Origin of the sequence: Vibrio sp. R78045 (genome assembly GCF_042466085.1) — a bacterium.
Classification (GTDB): Bacteria; Pseudomonadota; Gammaproteobacteria; order Enterobacterales; family Vibrionaceae; genus Vibrio; species Vibrio cyclitrophicus.
In genome coordinates this window covers 581171-598884 of sequence record NZ_JAXHBS010000018.1, presented here as the reverse complement: position 1 = coordinate 598884, position 17714 = coordinate 581171, and the positions used below count along the sequence as shown (strand labels likewise).

Sequence of the window (17714 nt, the reverse complement as noted above, 5' to 3'; positions counted from 1 at the left end):
GCTTCCTTTTAAGTGGATACACATCATATATGAAAGTGTTAAATGATGCATTTTAGCTTCATTCCAGCTTACTCAAAAAACACCCAATGATTTAACAAACAAAACACAAAACATTGGTGATTTTAGGCTTTTTTAGCTACTACTTAGTAGGTAAAAGGTTAAAATTGGTTGCTAAATAGTTGCGCAGATGTTTGTTTTTAACATTTGTGAAATATACTTAATTCTTCACATTTGTTAATAGTTTTTAATAACTTTGTTTAACTGAAAACAAGTTTGGATGAGCTCAAAAAAGTATTGATTAGCAAGAGTTATAACGGGGGATTTGATTGAACCTTACTTTGTGTATGGTCTAAAATTTGTTGTTAGATACTCAAGAACTTTAGCTCCTTAGAATGAGCTACTCAGAATTACTAAATACAAAATAGGCAAAATGTATGAGTGATGTTAAAAAAATTGAAACTGGCGAAAAACGCTCGTTGGAGTGGAAGTCATTCCTCTTCATTGCGGTTGTTCTCTTTCCAATATTAAGTGTGGCTTTTGTAGGCGGTTACGGCTTCATAGTTTGGGCACTGCAAGTATTTGTATTCGGACCTCCTGGTGCTCATGGCGGCATGTAATGCCCTCTAGTAACAACATTTTTTAAAATCAATATTTAAGAGAGCTAAACATGAAATCATTTTTAGTTAAATTATGGCGCACAATGACTCGCCCAGCAGTACACATCAGTCTTGGTGTACTAACTATGGGTGGCTTTATCGCCGGTGTTATTTTCTGGGGCGGTTTCAATACAGCGCTAGAACACACAAATACAGAAGAGTTCTGTGTAAGCTGTCACACTATGCGTGACAACGTGTACGTAGAGCTACAAGAAACGGTTCACTGGAAAAACACTTCAGGTGTACGTGCAACTTGTCCTGACTGTCACGTTCCACATGAATGGACAGCAAAAATTGCTCGTAAGATGCAAGCATCTAAAGAAGTATTCGCTCAAGTATTTGGTGACCTAGACACACCAGAGAAATTCGAAGCGCGTCGTATTGAACTGGCTAAACATGAATGGGATCGTTTCTCTTCGAACAAATCTCTAGAGTGTAAAAATTGTCACAACTACGATTCAATGGATTTCGACAACATGCGCCCAACAGCGCGCATTCAGATGAAAAACGCAGCAGAGCGCGACCAAAGCTGTGTTGACTGTCACAAAGGTATTGCTCACAACCTTCCATTAGATATGGCATCGGCAAGCGGTATTGTTGGTGAGCTAGAAAATGTTGCAAGCAGCACATCTTACGCATCGGGTAGCGACGTTATTTCTATTCGTCATCTTCCAATGTATACAGATGAGACTGCTGAAGTTGAAGCGGGTCTACTAAGCCCTGCAAGTAAAGTTGCTGTGATCGATGAAAAAGGCGACATGATCAAGATTCAAATTGACGGTTGGCGTAAAGCGAAAGGCTTCGGACGTGTAATCCAAGAAGACTTCGGTATGAATATCTCGACTGCAATCTTGACGAAAGAAGTCTCTCAAAGTGACGCAATCACTGTTGGTGAGAAAAAAGAAGATGAGCTTACTGGCCTTCCATGGGAAGAAGTTAACCTAGCACTTTGGATGAAGAAAGAGTCTATGGTTGATAACTTCGATCCAATCTGGAACGCAGCGGGTCAAGCGTACCAATCTAACTGTTCAACGTGTCACTCACAGCCAGATGAAGCTCACTTCAGCGCTAACGGTTGGGTCGGTATGCTAGATGGCATGATTGCATTCGTTAACTTCGATACAGATACAGAAGCACTTGTTCTTAAGTATCTACAGAAGCACTCATCAGATTTTTCTGAAGGCCATCACTAATAAGACGTCAATTGGAGTAACACAATGGCAATTACAAGAAGAAGTTTTCTGAAAGGTGTCGCTACAACAAGTGCGGCATCGGTTATCGGTCCAAGCTTATTGGCGTCGGCATCAGCGTCTGCTGCAGAAACAGACGGCGCGTGGAAAGTCTCTGGTTCTCACTGGGGTGCATTCCGAGCTCGTGTTTACGCGGGTAAAGTACAAGAAATTAAACCTCTAGAAATCGATCAGCACCCAACAGAGATGCTGAAAGGTATTAAAGGTATTATCTACAGCCCATCTCGTGTGCGTTACCCTATGGTTCGCCTAGATTGGTTGAAGAAGCACAAGTACAGCGCTGACACGCGTGGTAACAACCGTTTCATTCGTGTGACTTGGGATGAGGCACTAGATCTTGTTTACCGCGAACTAGAGCGCGTACAGAAAGATTACGGTCCATGGGCACTTCACACCGGTCAAACTGGTTGGAGACAAACAGGTCAGTTCCACAGCTGTACTAACCACATGCAACGTGCAATGGCACTTCACGGTTACTCTGTGAAGAAAATCGGTGACTACTCAACAGGTGCTGGTCAAACGATCATGCCTTATGTGTTAGGTTCGACCGAAGTTTATGCACAAGGCACATCTTGGGAACTTATCTTAGAAAACAGTGACAATATTGTTCTTTGGGGTAACGATCCAGTGAAAAACCTTCAAGTAGGTTGGACATGTGAGACTCACGAGTCGTTTGCATATCTAGAACAGCTGAAAGAGAAAGTTGCTAAGAAAGAGATCAACGTTGTTTCTGTTGACCCTGTTAAAAACAAAACAGGTCGTTACCTAGAAAACGAGCAAATGTACATCAACCCACAAACTGATGTGGCGTTCATGCTAGGTGTTGCTCACGTTCTTTATAACGAAGACTTGTACGACAAAGAGTTCATCGAGACTTATTGTTTAGGTTTTGAAGACTTCATCAAGTACGTTCAAGGTGAAACGAAAGATAAAGTTGAGAAGACTCCTGAATGGGCTTCAGCTATCTGTGGCGCAAGCGCGGATTCAATTCGTGACTTCGCTAAGATGCTGGTTAACGGTCGTACACAGATCCTTGTGGGTTGGAGTATCCAACGTCAACAACACGGTGAGCAGCCTTACTGGATGTGTGCAGTTATTGCAGCAATGGTTGGCCAAATTGGTCTTCCAGGCGGTGGTATCTCTTACGGTCACCATTACTCTGGTATCGGTGTATCTTCAACTGGTTTCGCTGCTCCGGGTTCTTTCCCGTTGAACATCGACCAAGGTCAATCGCCTAAACACACCAACACAGATTACAACGGTTACAGCCGTGTAATCCCTGTTGCTCGTTGGGTAGATAGCTTGCTAGAGCCTGGTAAGAAGATCAAAGCGAACGGTTCTACAGTAACACTACCTGACATCAAGATGATGGTATTCAGTGGTAACAACCCGTGGCACCACCACCAAGATCGCAACAAGATGCGTAAAGCATTCAAGAGCCTACAAACGGTAGTAGCTGTTGATTTCGCTTGGACTGCAACTTGTCGTCACTCTGATATCGTGCTTCCAGCATGTACTCAGTGGGAACGTAACGATATTGATGGTTACGGTGCGTACTCTGGCCGTGGTTTGATCGCAATGCACAAGCTAGTGGATCCTCTGTTCCAGTCTAAAACTGACTTCGAGATCATGTCTAGCCTTACTAAACGTTGGGGTCGTTACGACGATTACACGCGTGGCATGGACGAAATGCAGTGGGTTAAATCTCTGTACGACGAATGTCGTGCTGCTAACGAAGGTAGCTTTGAAATGCCTGAGTTTGCTGAGTTCTGGGAAAAAGGTTTCCTAGACTTCGGTAAAGGCAAGCCATGGACTCGTCACGCTTCATTCCGTGAAGATCCAGAGATCAATGCACTAGGTACTCCTTCTGGTTTCATCGAAATCACAAGCCGTACTGTTGGTAATATGGGTTACGAGCACTGTCAAGAACACCCAATGTGGTTCGAGAAATCTGAACGTTCACACGGTGGTCCAGGCTCTGACAAACACCCGTATTGGCTACAATCTTGTCACCCAGACAAGCGCCTTCACTCTCAAATGTGTGAATCTGAAGAGTGGCGTGCGACTTACGCGGTGCAAGGCCGTGAGCCAATCTACATCAATCCAGTCGATGCTAAGAAGAAAGGCATCAAAGATGGCGATGTAGTACGTGTATTCAATGACCGTGGTCAACTACTGGCAGGTGCTGTTCTAATGGATAGCTACGCTCCTGGTGTTGTTCGTATCGAAGAAGGTGCTTGGTATGGTCCGATCAACGAGAAAGTGGGCGCGCTAGATACTTACGGCGATCCAAACACACTAACTCAAGACATCGGTACGTCTGAACTTGCTCAAGCGACTTCAGCAAACACATGTTTGGTTAACTTCGAGAAGTTCCAAGGCAAACTGCCTCCAGTAACTTCATTCGGTGGTCCAATCGAAGTTTCTTAAGTTCTTGTTAAGTAGCCTAGCTTCTTAGTAGGGTAACTTAAGTACGAAAGCTTGAATTAAAGCCCCTGTAAGCATTCTTACAGGGGCTTTTTGTTTTTCTAGTGTACGTGTTGGGATTTCTAACTAAGCATTGTCACAGCGCCAATTTAGGGTGTTTTTGATACAGGCTTTAATGTGTGTTTGAGGTAGTTTGTAGAAGCAATGAAGCAGTAAGGGAATGTAAAAATAACCTGTTGTAAGAACTTAGACCGATGGAAAAAAGGTCAATACAAAGTACCGACCTAATAAAAACCTATTGGAGAAGCTTGAACCTGGGATATAAAGCGGAGCCCTAAATAGAAACTTAAGCTTCGAACATAAACCAATAACCGTATGCGCAAATCAAAGCAGGAACACTCGAATAGAAGGTCGCGACAAGCGCTGCTTTCGGTGCCATTGCAATCGCTGGGAATAGCGCATCACCATCATTCGAAATAGCGTTACCGACCTGAGCCGAGAGTGGCAGTGCGCCTGAGAGATAAAGGCTAGTCACCAATAGCTGAGGACCACAGCCAGGTAATAACCCCATCAACACACCCGCCAGGGGGATCATCATGCCCCAGCTTGAGAATAGCGTCGCAAAATCCACATTTGCTATCACAGAGCCAAATTCAAAGAAAAGAAAGGCCACCACAACCCACGCTGTTACGAAATTAGTATCTTGAGCCGTTTTTTGTAGTGGATGAGAGCCCACACACTTTTCGTCTTCACTCACGGCAGATTTGTAATCCTCAATTTCACGGGTCAGCCCCCACAGAAACATGGAGCTGATCAGCAAAATTGTTCCTGCCCACTCCATCGACATTTCAGGCAAAGCGAGTAACTCGTTAACATCGACTTGAAAAGAGCCGAGTAGGGCAACGGCAGCACCAGGAACAATCAGTACAGACCAAAGGTAACCTTGTAGGTTTATCGCTTTTTTAGAGACCGCTTTTTTGTCTTGAGATTGAGAAGCGCAGCTGTTAGTGACTTCACTTTTTTCTGCCGGTTTCGGGCGTAAGAAGTCGTCGGCGTGAAATAAGTTAATGATTCGGCCTGACGCAGTGCCCACAATCACGCCCATCGCCATCATGGCTAAACCTGTCTTAGGCTCGCTCGCTATGAGTAGGAACGCCGCGTCACCCATGGTCGAGACGAGCACCGCAACTACGGCACCAAATCCGAGTTTTCCTGAGATAAATTGTGTGGTCACCACTATCGCACCGCCACAGCCGGGTAGCGCCCCCATGAGAGCCGCGAATACCACTTGATTTGAGCGAGATTGATGAACGAGCTTGTTGAAGACGTTATCTTTGTTGATGTAGAGGCTTAACCAGTGGTAAATAGCCAAGGTTAACGCGACGTAACAAGACACGGCCCAGAAGGCATCTGACAAAGTGGTCACCGTCAATTCACGTGTGGCAGGGGCTGCCACTAAGGCTATAAGTGAGATAGGCAATAGCAGTCGCTTAAATGAGAGTGAAAACTGAGTTGTTTTCGAAGCACGATTGCTTGGCAAAAAAGAGATTAGTCGATCCATAGGTGTTACTCAAAATTGGTGGCTTAAGATAAATATATACGAATGATAATAATTATCAATTGCATTTGTTGTTTTTTTATCTATTGTTACTATTGGTTAAACCTACGAAACATGACCAATCTAAAAAAATGAGGTAAAGTATGGCAAATAAAGAGAGGCTCTAAAGGTAGAGTCATAATTGTTAGTGTAATAGGAAGAAACATGATTTTAGTTGTTGGTCACAAAAACCCTGATAGTGACAGTATTTGTAGTGCGTTAGTTGCAACTGAGCTTCTTAAAGCTCGTGGCGAGGAAGCGACACCAATTCGCCAAGGCGAGATCAACCGCGAAACTCAACACATTCTAGAAGTCGCTGGTGCTGAAAAGCCAGAGCTTCGTACTTCTGTTGCTGGTGAGAAAATCTGGCTAGTTGACTACTCAGATCTAGCACAAGCACCAGATGATGTTGCTGATGCAGAGATCGTAGGTATTGTCGATCACCACCGTCTAGGCGATGTGATGACAGTTAACCCAATGGAAGCTTGGATCTGGCCCGTTGGTTGTACAAACACTGTACTATTCAACATGTTCAAGATTGAAGGTCACGCTATCTCTCAACAAATCGCTAAACTAATGATGTCTGCAATTCTTTCAGACACTGTCGGTTTTGCTTCTCCAACATGTACTCAAAAAGACAAAGACGCCGTTGCTGAGCTTGCTGAAATCGCTGGCGTGACTGACGTTGATGCATTCATCAAAGCGCTTCTAATCGCTAAGACAAACATCGAAGGCCTATCTGCTGCACAGCTAGTAGAAAAAGACCTTAAAGGCTACCCATTCAACGGTCGTGATGTTGTTGTTGGTCAAGTTGAACTTGCGACTCTTGAGCAAGTAGACGGCATGATCGAAGCATTAGAAGCGGATCTTGAAGAGCGTTGTGAGAAAGACGGTCTAGCATTCGCTGCGGTAATGCTAACAGATATTACTACTGCACAAACTCGTCTACTTTACAAAGGTGAGTGGGCTGAGAAATTGGTTAAGCATGAGCAAAATGGTGTATTGATGATGGAAAATACATTAAGCCGTAAGAAGCAAGGTTGGCCTTGGCTTCAAGGCGAGCTAGCTTAATCAAGTCGCTTTAATAGTAAACGCCTGCTTATCTAGCAGGCGTTTTTCTTTGAAGTCGACTTTCTTCTTCAGAGGTATTAGTTGAAGTTAAGAACACTCGGCATAAAATAACTTTAAGAACAAAGTTACTGACTAAAGTAGGAAATTAAGATGACTACACAGCTAGACGATAAAAAAATCGCTGAAATCAACAAGTATACGGGTGAGCAACGCTTAAAATACTGTGTGAAAGAAATCGTAGCGAACCGTGAAGTATGGATCTTAACCGATGAGCACGGTTGTGTAATGTTGAACACAGAAGATGAAGATTGTGTTCCAGTATGGCCAAACCAAGAGTTCGCAGAATCGTGGGCAACGGGTGATTGGTCTGAGTGTAAAGCTGAGTCTATTTCGTTGAACAAGTGGCACAGCCGCTGGACGAACGGTCTTGAAGACGATGAACTTGCTGTTGTGGTATTCCCGAACGAGCAAGAAGAAGGTGTTATCTTGTTCCCGGATGAGTTCGACTTCGAGCTGAAGAAACAAGCGACTAAGCGATAATCCTCTCGTTAAACGGTAAGTTAGCGTTGCCTTCCTTTAGGCAGCGCTGTTGCTCTCTTTCTGATACTACGCTTCAACACTCAGCCACCAAATGAATACGTGTTAAAGTCGGTGCCTGCTTCTTTGCCCATCACCCATTTCTACGTCCAATGACCACCTTTTTATCCAGTAACTCCCTTTTCGTCTAGTAACGACCGCTTAAATTAGTATCCTATGAGCTGATATAAAGGAGCCTGTTGCGCGTTCTTTGACGCTTGTTGAAGTACGCTTGTTTTGCTGTACCTCTCGAGTATCTTTCGAACGATAGGTTTTACTTCAGATTTTGTCATTCCAGCTTTCAGCTCGGGTTCATACAGTAGTTGCAGTAGCACCACATCTAAAGGTGATAATAAGTCTTCTGGTGTATGGTCATTGAAAATAGAAGGGTATGCCTTATCTGAATCATTAGGCAGGCCGAGAACTTGTGTGATCTCTTCTACGATACATGCGACCAGCTTGCCTCGAGATCTGGCTTGATCCACGGGAATAATAACGCCTGCATAAACAATCTCTCCTTTTGAATTTGTACGATAGCCTGCGGTACAGATAGCGCTGCCCAAATGTTGAGTCGATTTAAGTTTGAGTATCGATTTGGCTTCGGAGACCCACTGGCTTTGTCTTGTGTATATCCACTTAACATTGGCATCGGACTCTTTAGTGACTATTTCAATGGGGTGCCGGGTAACCTGAGATAGGTGTTGAATATGGAGTTCTGCAAGCTCTTGATGCAACTCTTTGTCGCCAACTCGATGGTCGATCCAAATTTTGATCGGTTGGGTCCATTTAGCGAGTGGTTTGTTTCCTTCGGTATATTCGTGTTGAAGTGCAACATTATAAAACGCTGTTTCTACAAAGGTTTTATCTAGCCAGGTGAGCGATGTGCTTGCAACGTTAAAGGAAAACAGCCCGAGCAAGAGGGGAAGCATTGAAGCTATTCGTAACATACCTTTCCCCTTTGTAAAATATATCGCGATATGAATTAATGGCTCGGCGCTTTGGAAAAATGGCTCTCAACTAATCGTTGCGTGATTTGGTGAGTTGGATTGGTCAACACTTGATCCGTTTCTCCACTCTCAACCACATTACCTTCGTGCATGACAATGATCTTGTCGGTAATGTGTTTAACAATACCGAGGTGTTGAGATACATAAACGAACGATACTCCCATCTCTTCTTGTAGTTCTAAGAAAAGGTTGATGATTTGAGAGCGCATCGCCATATCCAAACCATTCAACGCTTCATCGGCAACAATGATTGATGGTTGAAGTATCAGCGCGCGAGCCAAACAAACCCTCTGTTTCTGGCCCGCAGCAAGCATCTGAGGATAGAAGTAGGCATGTTCTGGTAACAGGCCAACACGCAATAGTGTGTCTTTCACACGGCGCATTCGGGCTTCTGGTAGCATGTTGGTGTTTCGCTTCAATGGGCCTTCAAGAATACGACCAATCTGTATGCGAGGGTTAAGTGAAGTATTGGGATCCTGGAAGATCATGCGAATCAGCTTACAGCGAGTCGAATAATCTTTGTGTTCTAGCTTTTCACCATTCACACGAATCTCGCCCGCAGTGGGCTCAACCATACCGGCTAGCATTCTTGCTAATGTCGACTTTCCTGAACCATTCTGACCGATAAAGCCAATTGTTTGTCCGGCTTCAAGGGTAAAACTTACAGGCTTCACTGCTTGATGAATCTTTTTACGGAAAAGACCAGAGCGAGTCGTAAAGTCTTTAGATAGATCACTGACTTCTAATAATGCACTCATGATTTCTTTTTCTTCTCCATATTCAGAGGGAAGTGACAGTTAAACTTATGGTTTTTAATTCGCTTGGTATGCGGGATCTCTACACATTGCCTTTGTGCATATGGGCAACGAGGCCCCAATCGACAACCAATAGGTAGATGTTGTAATGGTGGAATCGATCCTGGCAATGACTGTAATTTTTCTTTGTGAGGGATCCAGTTATTGAAGTCTGGCATCGCTTTCAACAAAGCAACGGTATAAGGGTGTTTTGGTGCAGCCAACAATTTCTGCGTATCCGAAGATTCGACCGATTGACCACAGTACATAACGGTAATGCGAGTTGCCCACTGAGTTATGGTGGTTAAGTCATGGCCGATCAGTACGATAGTTGTGTTGTTAATCTGGTTCATGCGGCTCAATAGGCGCAATATTTGAGACTGAGTTATCGGATCCAAATCGTTAGTAGGCTCGTCAGCTATCAGCACTTTAGGTTTAGCTGCGATGGCCATTGCAATCATGATCTTTTGACACTCGCCATCGGTTAACTCGTAAGAGTAGCTATCCATCAAGCGAGAGTGATTTTTGATACCGACTTTGTGCAGCAGGGCGATTGCTTGTTTCTTACGCCATTTAAATCGTTGCCACCAGCGACCGTCGAATGCATGGGAAGGAATTGATTCAATGAGCTGGTGTCCCACTTTTTCCGATGGGTCAAGACAACTCGATGGTTCTTGGAATATCATCGCAATATCGCGTGCAATTACACGACGCCTTTCTTTAGGCGTTAGTTGAAGTAGGTCGATATTGCCTAAGCGCATTCGATCGGCTGATACTTTCCAGTTTTCCTTACAAACACCTACGATAGCTTTGGCGACCAAACTCTTACCTGAGCCTGATTCACCTACAAGGCCACGAATTTCCCCTTCATTTAGGGTAATACTCATCCGATCTACAGCTTTAACCAACCCTTGAGGAGTCTCAATTTCGATGGTTAGATGTCGAATATCAAGTAACGGCATTATTCGATTCCTGCATTTAGTGCTTGGCGAACACCTTCACCGACGAGGTTAATTACGATCACTGTAAACATAATGGCGAGGCCGGGTAGCGTCACTGTCCATGGTGCAAGATAAATCAGCTCTACAGAGTCACCTAAGATAGAACCCCACTCAGTGCTCGGCGCTTGAGCGCCAAGCCCTAAGAAACCTAAAGCGGTGATATCTAAAATGGCAACTGACAGTGCTAGCGTAATTTCAAGTGCGACGACGGTGAGAATGTTGGGAACAATCGAATTCCATAACAGATAGAAATCGTTTGCACCATCAAGGCGAGAAGCCAGAATATAGTCTTTCTCTACCTCAGCATGCACAGCAATGTAGACCGAGCGGATAAAGCGCGGTATAAGCGCCAAACATATCGCTAGTAAGATATTAAATTCACCGAAGCCTAAAAAAGCCACAAAAATAATCGCTAGCAGCAGAGACGGAATTGACATAACGGTATCGAGCAGGTGATTAAGTGTGCTTGATAGTAGCCCACGAGTCATACCTGCGAGCACGCCAATTAAACAACCAATCACAGCAGCAATGAATGTGATGACAACAGCAGCACCGAAGGTCAACTGAGAACCAATAATGAGGCGAGAAAGGATATCTCGGCCCAAGTCGTCGGTACCTAGGAAATATTCCACCGTGCCTGCTGGATCCCAAGATGGCGGGGTTAAAAGGTGACCTGTTTGTTCGTGGGAATCGTGCGGTGCCAACCAAGGCGAAGTGACCGTGATTAGGATGATAAAGACTAAGCACCACAACCCGAACATCGCGAGGTTATTACCACGAAAGCTGCGCCAGAAACGTTCGAACTGGGTTGGAACTTGCTCTTCTTGGTAGACGTTATTTGTTAGCATACCATTCCTTCCTTACCAGTGGGTTAACCATTGCGCCCAATAGATCGGACAGAATGTTTGCGGTCAAAACCAGTGTCGCTACTACAATTACGCCAGCTTGAATCGAAACGTAATCTTGATTCGAAAGAGCATCTAGCAACCAGCGGCCAATACCAGGCCAGTTAAAGATGGATTCGGTAATAATAGCGAGCGTTAACATACTGGATAGTTGAACGCCGACTTTCGGAATGATCGGTGGGATCGCATTTCTTAATACGTGTTGCATGACGATCTCTCTGGTAGACAGACCTTTAATACGTGCCGCGCGGATGTAGTTTTGCGTCATCACTTCAGCCACCGATGATCTCATCAGTCGGATAACTTGAGTTGTCGGGGCTAACGCTAAAACAAGACAAGGTAACGCCATATGCTCGATAACACTTTGTAGTGCATGTGCTCGGTATCGACCTTCTGCAAAAAAGGCATCGATCATGGCAAACCCAGTTACGTGTTCAATCTCGTAAAGCAGATCATAGCGACCGCCAACAGGGAACATTTCAAAGTGCAGTGAAAACACCATGATCATCAACAACGCGACCCAAAATATAGGAGCAGAGTAACCTGCCATTGAGGTAAACGAGATCGTGGTATCGACCAATTTACCTTGTCTCATACCGGCGATGGTGCCGAAAGGAATGCCAATAAATAGAGCCAGAACGAAAGCAAAGAAACACAGTTCTAACGTTGCTGGGAATACGATGGCAAGTTCATCGATGATAGGTGCACCGTGTTTACTTAGGCCAAAATTAAGGGTCGATAACTCTGTAATATAGCTAATCCAACCGGGCCAGAAATCTTGAATTGCCCAAGGAGAAGTTTGGTCTAGTCGAAGTAGCGAAAAGCCCACTAAAGTCAGGATCGCAAGCGTAATAACAAATAAATTTACACGTCTTAATGTATACCAAAACATCAGTTCACCTCTCTTCTGACTTGATCAAAAGGTTGAGCGTTGAACGGGCTCTGTTTGAAACCGGTCAGTGAACGGTCGTGGACGCGGAATTGCACGCCGTGTGCGAGAGGTATCACAGGAACTTCATCGTTCAATATGTTTTGGGCTTGTCGATACAGGTTCACACGGTGCCTTTGTTGATTTATTTCCAAGGCTAAGTCGAGAAGGAAATCAAAATCCGAATTACACCACATAGAGACGTTTAGCCCGGCACGTTCAGAGCTGCAAGAGAGTAAAGGACGCAAGAAATTATCAGGATCTCCGGTATTGCCTATCCAACCAGTAAGAAGCAGATCTGTTGAGGCAATCGATGATAGCTGTGTACGGTCGAATCGGTCGTCGGTATAGAGTTTCAGTTCAACACCGATATCGGCAAAGTTAGCTTGGATAAGCTCTGCCGTTTTTCTCGGGCTTGGGTTGTATGCTCTTGGTTCTAGCGGTACCCACATTGAAAGCTCTAAACCTGGTTCAACACCGGCTTCTTTAAGAAGCGCTAAGGCGTAGTTTCGGTCATAGCGAACCTGAACGCTGTCTTTCTGATGAGCCCAAGACGTTGGTGGCAATAAGGTGTAGGCCTTGGTACCTGTACCGTAGTACACAGAGTCGAGTATGTTCTGACGATTGATTGCTAAATTGAGTGCTTTACGGACTCGAGAGTCACGCAGTGCTGGGTGTTCAGTGTTAAGCGCAATGAAAGAGACATTGACAGCAGGGGTTGCTGAAATCTTTAATTCTTCACGGGCTTGAATGACTGGGATCTGGCTAGAAATTGGCGAGTTCAAGACATCACACTCATTGCGAAGCAGCTTGGCAAGCGTGCCTGTTCCACGTTGCGATGTGTCGAATACAACTTGGTCCATTTGAACGTCACCTTTCCAGTAACGCTTGTTCTTTTTCAAGCGCACTAGATCGTTGATCTGATATTCATCTAGGTAAAAAGGACCAGTACCAACAGGTTTAGAATCGATCTCATTTTTCTCGTCAGTCGCAATCAACTTGTTGGCGTATTCTTTGGAATGAATCACCGCGTAACTGGTGGCAATATTGTTGAGGAACGAGTTGTCTGGGTGGCTTAATCGGAATTTTACCGTTAGGTTATCAACTGCAGTGATATCGACAATTAAGTTTTGGAAATCGATGCCTGCAAACCATGGGTATAGGCCGCCACCCACATAATGGAATGGGTTCGAACTATCAATGATTCGTTCAAAACTAAAGACTACGTCTTCCGCGTTCATGCTGCGAGTTGGGGCAAACCAGTCTGTGGTTTGAAACGCAACATTGGGGCGAAGAGTGAAAGTGTACTCAGTACCTGACTTGTCGACAGACCAACTTGTTGCCAAGTTCTCTTTTGGTCGGTACGTCATAGGGTCAAGCGTTAGCAGTGTGTCGAAAATTTGAGGGCTCAGTGACTCAGAAGTAATGCCACTATCAACCAGTTGTGGGTTGAAGGTGCTAGGATTACCTTGGCCGCAATAGATGAAGCCTTTTTCACGGATTTGTTCGTGATCGACACTCTCACCACATCCAGCTAAAAAGCTCAGCGTACAGATGCTCAGTGATAGTCTTATTAGTGCTTTCATAAAAAGAAATACTTTTCGAAACGAGGCATTAGAGGAGCCTCAAGATCCGGACAATTTAACATTTTATTTATTCGGCTCCAAATAATAATCAAGTGTGGACAGCTATTTATCGTTAGCTTGTCCAACAATCGCGTACTTCCTCACCATTCCTCGTAATTGGTTGTAGGTTAACCCGAGTAATTCTGCTGCTTGCTTTTGGTTATACTTGCTTTGTTTTAAGGCTTGATTGAGCAGCTGGATGTCTTGTTGTTCTTGCCATGCTTTGTAGTCAAGCGGCAAAGAAAATGTCCCTTCAGATGAAGTATGGTTGGTGGATGGATCATTGCCAATTTCTAGTGTGGAATTTTGCTCAGTTTTCCATGCCGGCTCAAACGGGTTAAACACTAAAGTTTCAATAGGATATGGATTCTTACCGTGTTGATAGATAGCACGTTCAATAACGTTTTTGAGTTCTCTCACATTTCCTGGCCAAGAATAATCCAACAACGCATCAACGGCTGAAGGTGAGAAGCCGACAAACAATTCTAGTTCCAATTCTCGACACATCTTGATGGCGTAATACTCGGCGAGCAGTGTGATGTCTTCTTTGCGCTCACGAAGCGGCGGGATAGTAATCACGTCAAACGCCAGCCTGTCCAATAAGTCGGCTCTGAATTCTCCCTTCAATGCCATAGCGGGTAGGTCGGCATTGGTTGCGCAGACTAGCCTTACATTAGCACTTAGTGCTTTTTGCCCGCCCACACGCTCATACTGACCGTATTCAATTACACGCAATAGCTTCTCTTGAACAGCAAGGGGAGTTGTAGCGAGTTCATCTAGAAAAAGGGTTCCACTTTCAGCTCTTTCAAAACGACCTTGATGGCGTCCTTTTGAACCAGTAAAAGAACCAGATTCATGACCAAACAGTTCTGAATCAATCAATCCTTCACTGAGTGTTGAGCAGTTCAGTGAGATCAAGGGTTGATCCCAGCGTCTTGAAAGGTAATGCAGCCTTTGAGCGATTAGCTCTTTACCCGTACCACGCTCTCCTATGATCAGAATCGGCCTTTCAATGTGGGCTAACTGAGACACTTTATCCAAAACAGAGAGAAAGCTAGGTGATTCACCAATAAGATTCTGCTGCATAGCGGTTCCTTGTGTGGTTTGAGCGCTGGTTGATGCTATTAGAGGGCTCAATTTAAATAGCTTAAGCAAAAGAGTAGTGGCGAAAAATACCATTACTTGGCTAAATTCATCATAGCATGTATAAACTTAATCACCATTTTATCATAAGTTATTGATAATAAATGGCTTAAAAGTTGGCACGCTACTTGGATTACTCATAGTAGGTTTAACAATAAACGTAAATTTGTGAGCAGGTGGATTGAGAAGTCGAACAACGATTTAAAACACATTTGCCATCATTGTAATTAAGGAGTTCCTCATGGGTATTTTTTCTCGCTTTGCAGACATTGTAAATTCAAACATCAGTGCACTATTAGATAAGGCTGAAGATCCAGAAAAGATGATTCGTCTTATTATCCAAGAAATGGAAGACACCTTAGTTGAAGTTCGTACCAACTCAGCAAAAGCAATTGCTGACAAGAAAGAGCTAGCGCGTAAAGTAGAAGCTATCGAAACACAGATTCTAGATTGGCAAAATAAAGCGACACTTGCCCTGACCAAACAACGCGAAGATTTGGCGAGAGCGGCGCTAATCGAAAAGCAAAAACTGGAAGACATCATCAAAAGCCTTCACACCGAACAAACCTTGGTTCATGAAACCATCGAAAAATTGACGAGTGAAATTGGTAAACTTGAAACAAAGATCGCAGAAACTCGTGCAAAGCAGCAAGCACTTATGATTCGTAATAACGCTGCGAGTAATCGTCGTGATGTTCAAAAACACTTGCACTCAAGCAAAACCAACGAAGCAATGGCGAAGTTTGAGCAATTCTCGCGTAAAGTGGATGAATTAGAAGCTGAAGCAGACGTTTACGCTAAGACAGGCAATGCAAAATCTTTAGATCAAGAATTTGCCGAACTACAAGCTCAAGATGAAATTGAAAAAGAGCTGGCGAAACTGAAGCAGCAAGTTGAAAACCGCGATAAATAATTTTAGGAGTTGTCTATGTCAACATTTCTAATTGCAGGTCCACTGATTGTCTTTTTAATCTTCGTGGCACCGCTATGGTTATTTTTACATTACCGAAGCAAGAAGAAATCCAGCAATGGTCTTTCAGAGACGGATCTTCAACGTTTACACAAGCTTTCTGCTCAAGCTGAATCGATGCAAGACCGCGTGAAAACGCTAGAAAAAATACTGGATGCGGAGTCACCTAACTGGAGACGAAACTATGAGTAGAGAACTGTATCGCGATCCCATTAACGGTAAGCTTTCTGGAGTATGTGCCGGGTTAGCGAACTATTTTGGCCTGGAAGTTTGGTTGGTTCGTATCTTAGTTATCTCTGCGGCGCTACTTGGCGGAAGCTTTCTTGTCTTACTGGCGTATATTGCTTTGACATTTATGATTGAAAAACAACCACCTCAGTATGTCGATGAAATGAAAGCTAAACAAGAGCACACGCTGAAGCAAAAACCTTGGGAAAAAGGGCAAACGGCAGAGACTCTATTAGGCACTTTAGAAGATGATTTCCAGAAGTTAGAGACCAGTGTGCGTAATATGGAAGCCTATGTAACCTCAGACACTTTTAAAGTCGACCGCGCATTTAAGAACATGTAACGGTAAACCTAAAAAAGATTAGATAACGGTTTAGGAAAATTTATTCCAAGCCGTTATTTTTTTTAATAATTTTGTCTAAATAAATCTTACGATAACTGGTAAGTTACATGTGATTAATCTATGTTATAAAAATATTTATAGATATGGATGATCACCAATGTATAGAGCCTCCGTTGTCCTTTTGACAGCCTTAGCTGGGTTGTCTGGGTGTGGTAAGGAGCTTCCTCCGGTACCTGAGCCTGAATCTAGACCCGCCAAACTCTTCACTGTCTCCGTTGGCAGTAATGCCTTTGAACGTAGTTTCCCTGCCACCACTGAAGCCGGCGACAAAGCGGTACTTGCATTTCGTGTTCCTGGTTTATTGCAGAGCATTGACGTTACGTCTGGTCAGCAGGTTAACAAGGGTGATGAACTTGCAACGCTCAATCCTGATGAATATCAGTTGTTAGAAAAGCAAGCGAGAGCGAATTTTAAATTAGCCGATGTTCAATACCAACGTTCAATAAAGTTGCGTAAAGACCGAGTGGTATCAGAGCAAGATTTCGATCAGGCCAAAGCAAATCATAATTCGGCTAAAGCGGTTCTTAACCAAGCAAAAGCGAACCTTCGCTATACCACTTTGGTTGCGCCTTACGATGGAACGATTTCCATTATTCCCGCTGAAAACCATGAATACATCGCAGCCAAGCAAGGTGTGATGAATATTCAAACCAATCAAATTCTTAAAGTCGTATTCTTATTGCCCGACCAACTTATTACGCGCTTTTCTTCAGGGTTTGAGACAGATGCAACCATGGTTTTTGATGCGTTTCCTGAAAACTCTTACGTTTTAACCTTCCAAGAAGTGGATACTGAAGCCGACCCTACAACAGGCTCATACAAAGTCACTATGGTTATGGAAAGACCAACTGATGTCGGCATTTTACCGGGTATGTCTGGCACGGTAAATTTGGTTTCAGCACAGGCGGCTGCAACCAAAATTCCAACGTCAGCAATGATGACCGATGGGGATGATGTCTCAGTCTGGCGCGTAGATAGCGACGGTATTGTTGAAAACGTAGCCATTGTGATTGATGAAAAGCGTCATATCGTGTCTGGCCTAAACGATGGCGACCGAGTTGTGACTTCTGGTGTTAATGGTCTTGAAGCTGGCGTCAAAGTTCGTGAGTGGATCAAGGAAAGGGGGCTATAAC

General features: G+C 44.0%; 17 protein-coding genes. 9 read left to right on the top strand and 8 right to left on the bottom strand.

Annotated features, from left to right (window positions below; genetic code table 11):
* Positions 1 to 434: 434 nt before the first annotated feature.
* From torE to torA, 3 genes are read left to right on the top strand one after another with little or no spacing between them, the layout of a single operon-like run.
* Positions 435 to 617, top strand: a complete 183-nt coding sequence (torE, locus tag SJY39_RS24440) for a trimethylamine N-oxide reductase system protein TorE (RefSeq protein WP_010440051.1) — start codon at positions 435 to 437, stop codon at positions 615 to 617.
* A 50-nt stretch (positions 618 to 667) separates the two neighbouring features.
* On the top strand, positions 668 to 1849 hold the full coding sequence (gene torC / locus SJY39_RS24435) for a pentaheme c-type cytochrome TorC (RefSeq protein WP_010440053.1): 1182 nt from the start codon (positions 668 to 670) through the stop codon (positions 1847 to 1849).
* Between the two features lie 24 nt (positions 1850 to 1873).
* Positions 1874 to 4336, top strand: a complete 2463-nt coding sequence (torA, locus tag SJY39_RS24430; RefSeq protein WP_010440056.1) for a trimethylamine-N-oxide reductase TorA — start codon at positions 1874 to 1876, stop codon at positions 4334 to 4336.
* 343 nt (positions 4337 to 4679) lie between these two features.
* Here torA and SJY39_RS24425 read toward each other — a convergent pair whose 3' ends face one another.
* Positions 4680 to 5894 carry a putative manganese transporter gene (locus tag SJY39_RS24425; RefSeq protein WP_016793115.1) on the bottom strand — a complete coding sequence of 405 codons (1215 nt, stop codon included), beginning with the start codon at positions 5892 to 5894 and terminating at the stop codon, positions 4680 to 4682.
* A gap of 201 nt (positions 5895 to 6095) precedes the next feature.
* Between SJY39_RS24425 and SJY39_RS24420 the strand changes: the two genes are divergently transcribed.
* Positions 6096 to 7001: a manganese-dependent inorganic pyrophosphatase gene (locus SJY39_RS24420; RefSeq protein WP_010440060.1), complete on the top strand. Its 906-nt coding sequence runs from the start codon at positions 6096 to 6098 to the stop codon at positions 6999 to 7001.
* A gap of 150 nt (positions 7002 to 7151) precedes the next feature.
* Positions 7152 to 7541, top strand: a complete 390-nt coding sequence (locus SJY39_RS24415; protein WP_010440063.1) for a DUF2750 domain-containing protein — start codon at positions 7152 to 7154, stop codon at positions 7539 to 7541.
* A gap of 203 nt (positions 7542 to 7744) precedes the next feature.
* On the opposite strand, the gene SJY39_RS24410 is transcribed toward SJY39_RS24415, so the two are convergent.
* The 7 genes from SJY39_RS24410 to pspF form a co-directional block, all read right to left on the bottom strand.
* Positions 7745 to 8524, bottom strand: coding sequence for a DUF2927 domain-containing protein (locus tag SJY39_RS24410; RefSeq protein ID WP_010440066.1), 780 nt, complete (start codon positions 8522 to 8524; stop codon positions 7745 to 7747).
* A gap of 35 nt (positions 8525 to 8559) precedes the next feature.
* Complete coding sequence (locus SJY39_RS24405; protein ID WP_010440070.1) at positions 8560 to 9342, bottom strand: ATP-binding cassette domain-containing protein; 783 nt, start codon at positions 9340 to 9342, stop codon at positions 8560 to 8562.
* Positions 9339 to 10340, bottom strand: coding sequence for an oligopeptide/dipeptide ABC transporter ATP-binding protein (locus tag SJY39_RS24400; protein WP_010440073.1), 1002 nt, complete (start codon positions 10338 to 10340; stop codon positions 9339 to 9341). The genes SJY39_RS24405 and SJY39_RS24400 overlap by 4 nt, the downstream gene beginning before the upstream one ends.
* A complete protein-coding gene (locus SJY39_RS24395; protein ID WP_010440075.1) occupies positions 10340 to 11227 on the bottom strand; it encodes an ABC transporter permease subunit in 888 nt (295 codons plus the stop codon). The genes SJY39_RS24400 and SJY39_RS24395 overlap by 1 nt, the downstream gene beginning before the upstream one ends.
* Positions 11214 to 12176 (bottom strand): ABC transporter permease subunit, encoded by a 963-nt coding sequence (locus tag SJY39_RS24390; protein ID WP_010440077.1) that lies wholly within the window; start codon positions 12174 to 12176, stop codon positions 11214 to 11216. The genes SJY39_RS24395 and SJY39_RS24390 overlap by 14 nt, the downstream gene beginning before the upstream one ends.
* Positions 12176 to 13798, bottom strand: coding sequence for an ABC transporter substrate-binding protein SapA (gene sapA / locus SJY39_RS24385; RefSeq protein ID WP_016793116.1), 1623 nt, complete (start codon positions 13796 to 13798; stop codon positions 12176 to 12178). The genes SJY39_RS24390 and sapA overlap by 1 nt, the downstream gene beginning before the upstream one ends.
* Positions 13799 to 13900: 102 nt before the next feature.
* Entirely contained in the window at positions 13901 to 14923 is a 1023-nt protein-coding gene (pspF, locus tag SJY39_RS24380) for a phage shock protein operon transcriptional activator (protein ID WP_010440089.1), read from the bottom strand.
* A gap of 298 nt (positions 14924 to 15221) precedes the next feature.
* Here pspF and pspA point away from each other — a divergent pair, with 298 nt between their 5' ends.
* From pspA to SJY39_RS24360, 4 genes are all read left to right on the top strand, one after another.
* Positions 15222 to 15893, top strand: coding sequence for a phage shock protein PspA (gene pspA / locus SJY39_RS24375; protein WP_010440091.1), 672 nt, complete (start codon positions 15222 to 15224; stop codon positions 15891 to 15893).
* A 15-nt stretch (positions 15894 to 15908) separates the two neighbouring features.
* Positions 15909 to 16142 carry an envelope stress response membrane protein PspB gene (gene pspB, locus SJY39_RS24370; RefSeq protein WP_004734605.1) on the top strand — a complete coding sequence of 78 codons (234 nt, stop codon included), beginning with the start codon at positions 15909 to 15911 and terminating at the stop codon, positions 16140 to 16142.
* A complete protein-coding gene (gene pspC / locus SJY39_RS24365; protein WP_010440092.1) occupies positions 16135 to 16521 on the top strand; it encodes an envelope stress response membrane protein PspC in 387 nt (128 codons plus the stop codon). Before pspB ends, pspC begins: the two co-directional genes overlap by 8 nt.
* Before the next feature lie 157 nt (positions 16522 to 16678).
* Entirely contained in the window at positions 16679 to 17713 is a 1035-nt protein-coding gene (locus SJY39_RS24360) for an efflux RND transporter periplasmic adaptor subunit (RefSeq protein WP_016788785.1), read from the top strand.
* Position 17714 lies beyond the last annotated feature (1 nt).

Coding starts and splice junctions, on each gene's coding strand:
- torE (WP_010440051.1), top strand. CDS start 435: ATGAGTGATGTTAAAAAAATTGAAACTGGCGAAAAACGCTCGTTGGAG.
- torC (WP_010440053.1), top strand. CDS start 668: ATGAAATCATTTTTAGTTAAATTATGGCGCACAATGACTCGCCCAGCA.
- torA (WP_010440056.1), top strand. CDS start 1,874: ATGGCAATTACAAGAAGAAGTTTTCTGAAAGGTGTCGCTACAACAAGT.
- SJY39_RS24425 (WP_016793115.1), bottom strand. CDS start 5,894: ATGGATCGACTAATCTCTTTTTTGCCAAGCAATCGTGCTTCGAAAACA.
- SJY39_RS24420 (WP_010440060.1), top strand. CDS start 6,096: ATGATTTTAGTTGTTGGTCACAAAAACCCTGATAGTGACAGTATTTGT.
- SJY39_RS24415 (WP_010440063.1), top strand. CDS start 7,152: ATGACTACACAGCTAGACGATAAAAAAATCGCTGAAATCAACAAGTAT.
- SJY39_RS24410 (WP_010440066.1), bottom strand. CDS start 8,524: ATGTTACGAATAGCTTCAATGCTTCCCCTCTTGCTCGGGCTGTTTTCC.
- SJY39_RS24405 (WP_010440070.1), bottom strand. CDS start 9,342: ATGAGTGCATTATTAGAAGTCAGTGATCTATCTAAAGACTTTACGACT.
- SJY39_RS24400 (WP_010440073.1), bottom strand. CDS start 10,340: ATGCCGTTACTTGATATTCGACATCTAACCATCGAAATTGAGACTCCT.
- SJY39_RS24395 (WP_010440075.1), bottom strand. CDS start 11,227: ATGCTAACAAATAACGTCTACCAAGAAGAGCAAGTTCCAACCCAGTTC.
- SJY39_RS24390 (WP_010440077.1), bottom strand. CDS start 12,176: ATGTTTTGGTATACATTAAGACGTGTAAATTTATTTGTTATTACGCTT.
- sapA (WP_016793116.1), bottom strand. CDS start 13,798: ATGAAAGCACTAATAAGACTATCACTGAGCATCTGTACGCTGAGCTTT.
- pspF (WP_010440089.1), bottom strand. CDS start 14,923: ATGCAGCAGAATCTTATTGGTGAATCACCTAGCTTTCTCTCTGTTTTG.
- pspA (WP_010440091.1), top strand. CDS start 15,222: ATGGGTATTTTTTCTCGCTTTGCAGACATTGTAAATTCAAACATCAGT.
- pspB (WP_004734605.1), top strand. CDS start 15,909: ATGTCAACATTTCTAATTGCAGGTCCACTGATTGTCTTTTTAATCTTC.
- pspC (WP_010440092.1), top strand. CDS start 16,135: ATGAGTAGAGAACTGTATCGCGATCCCATTAACGGTAAGCTTTCTGGA.
- SJY39_RS24360 (WP_016788785.1), top strand. CDS start 16,679: ATGTATAGAGCCTCCGTTGTCCTTTTGACAGCCTTAGCTGGGTTGTCT.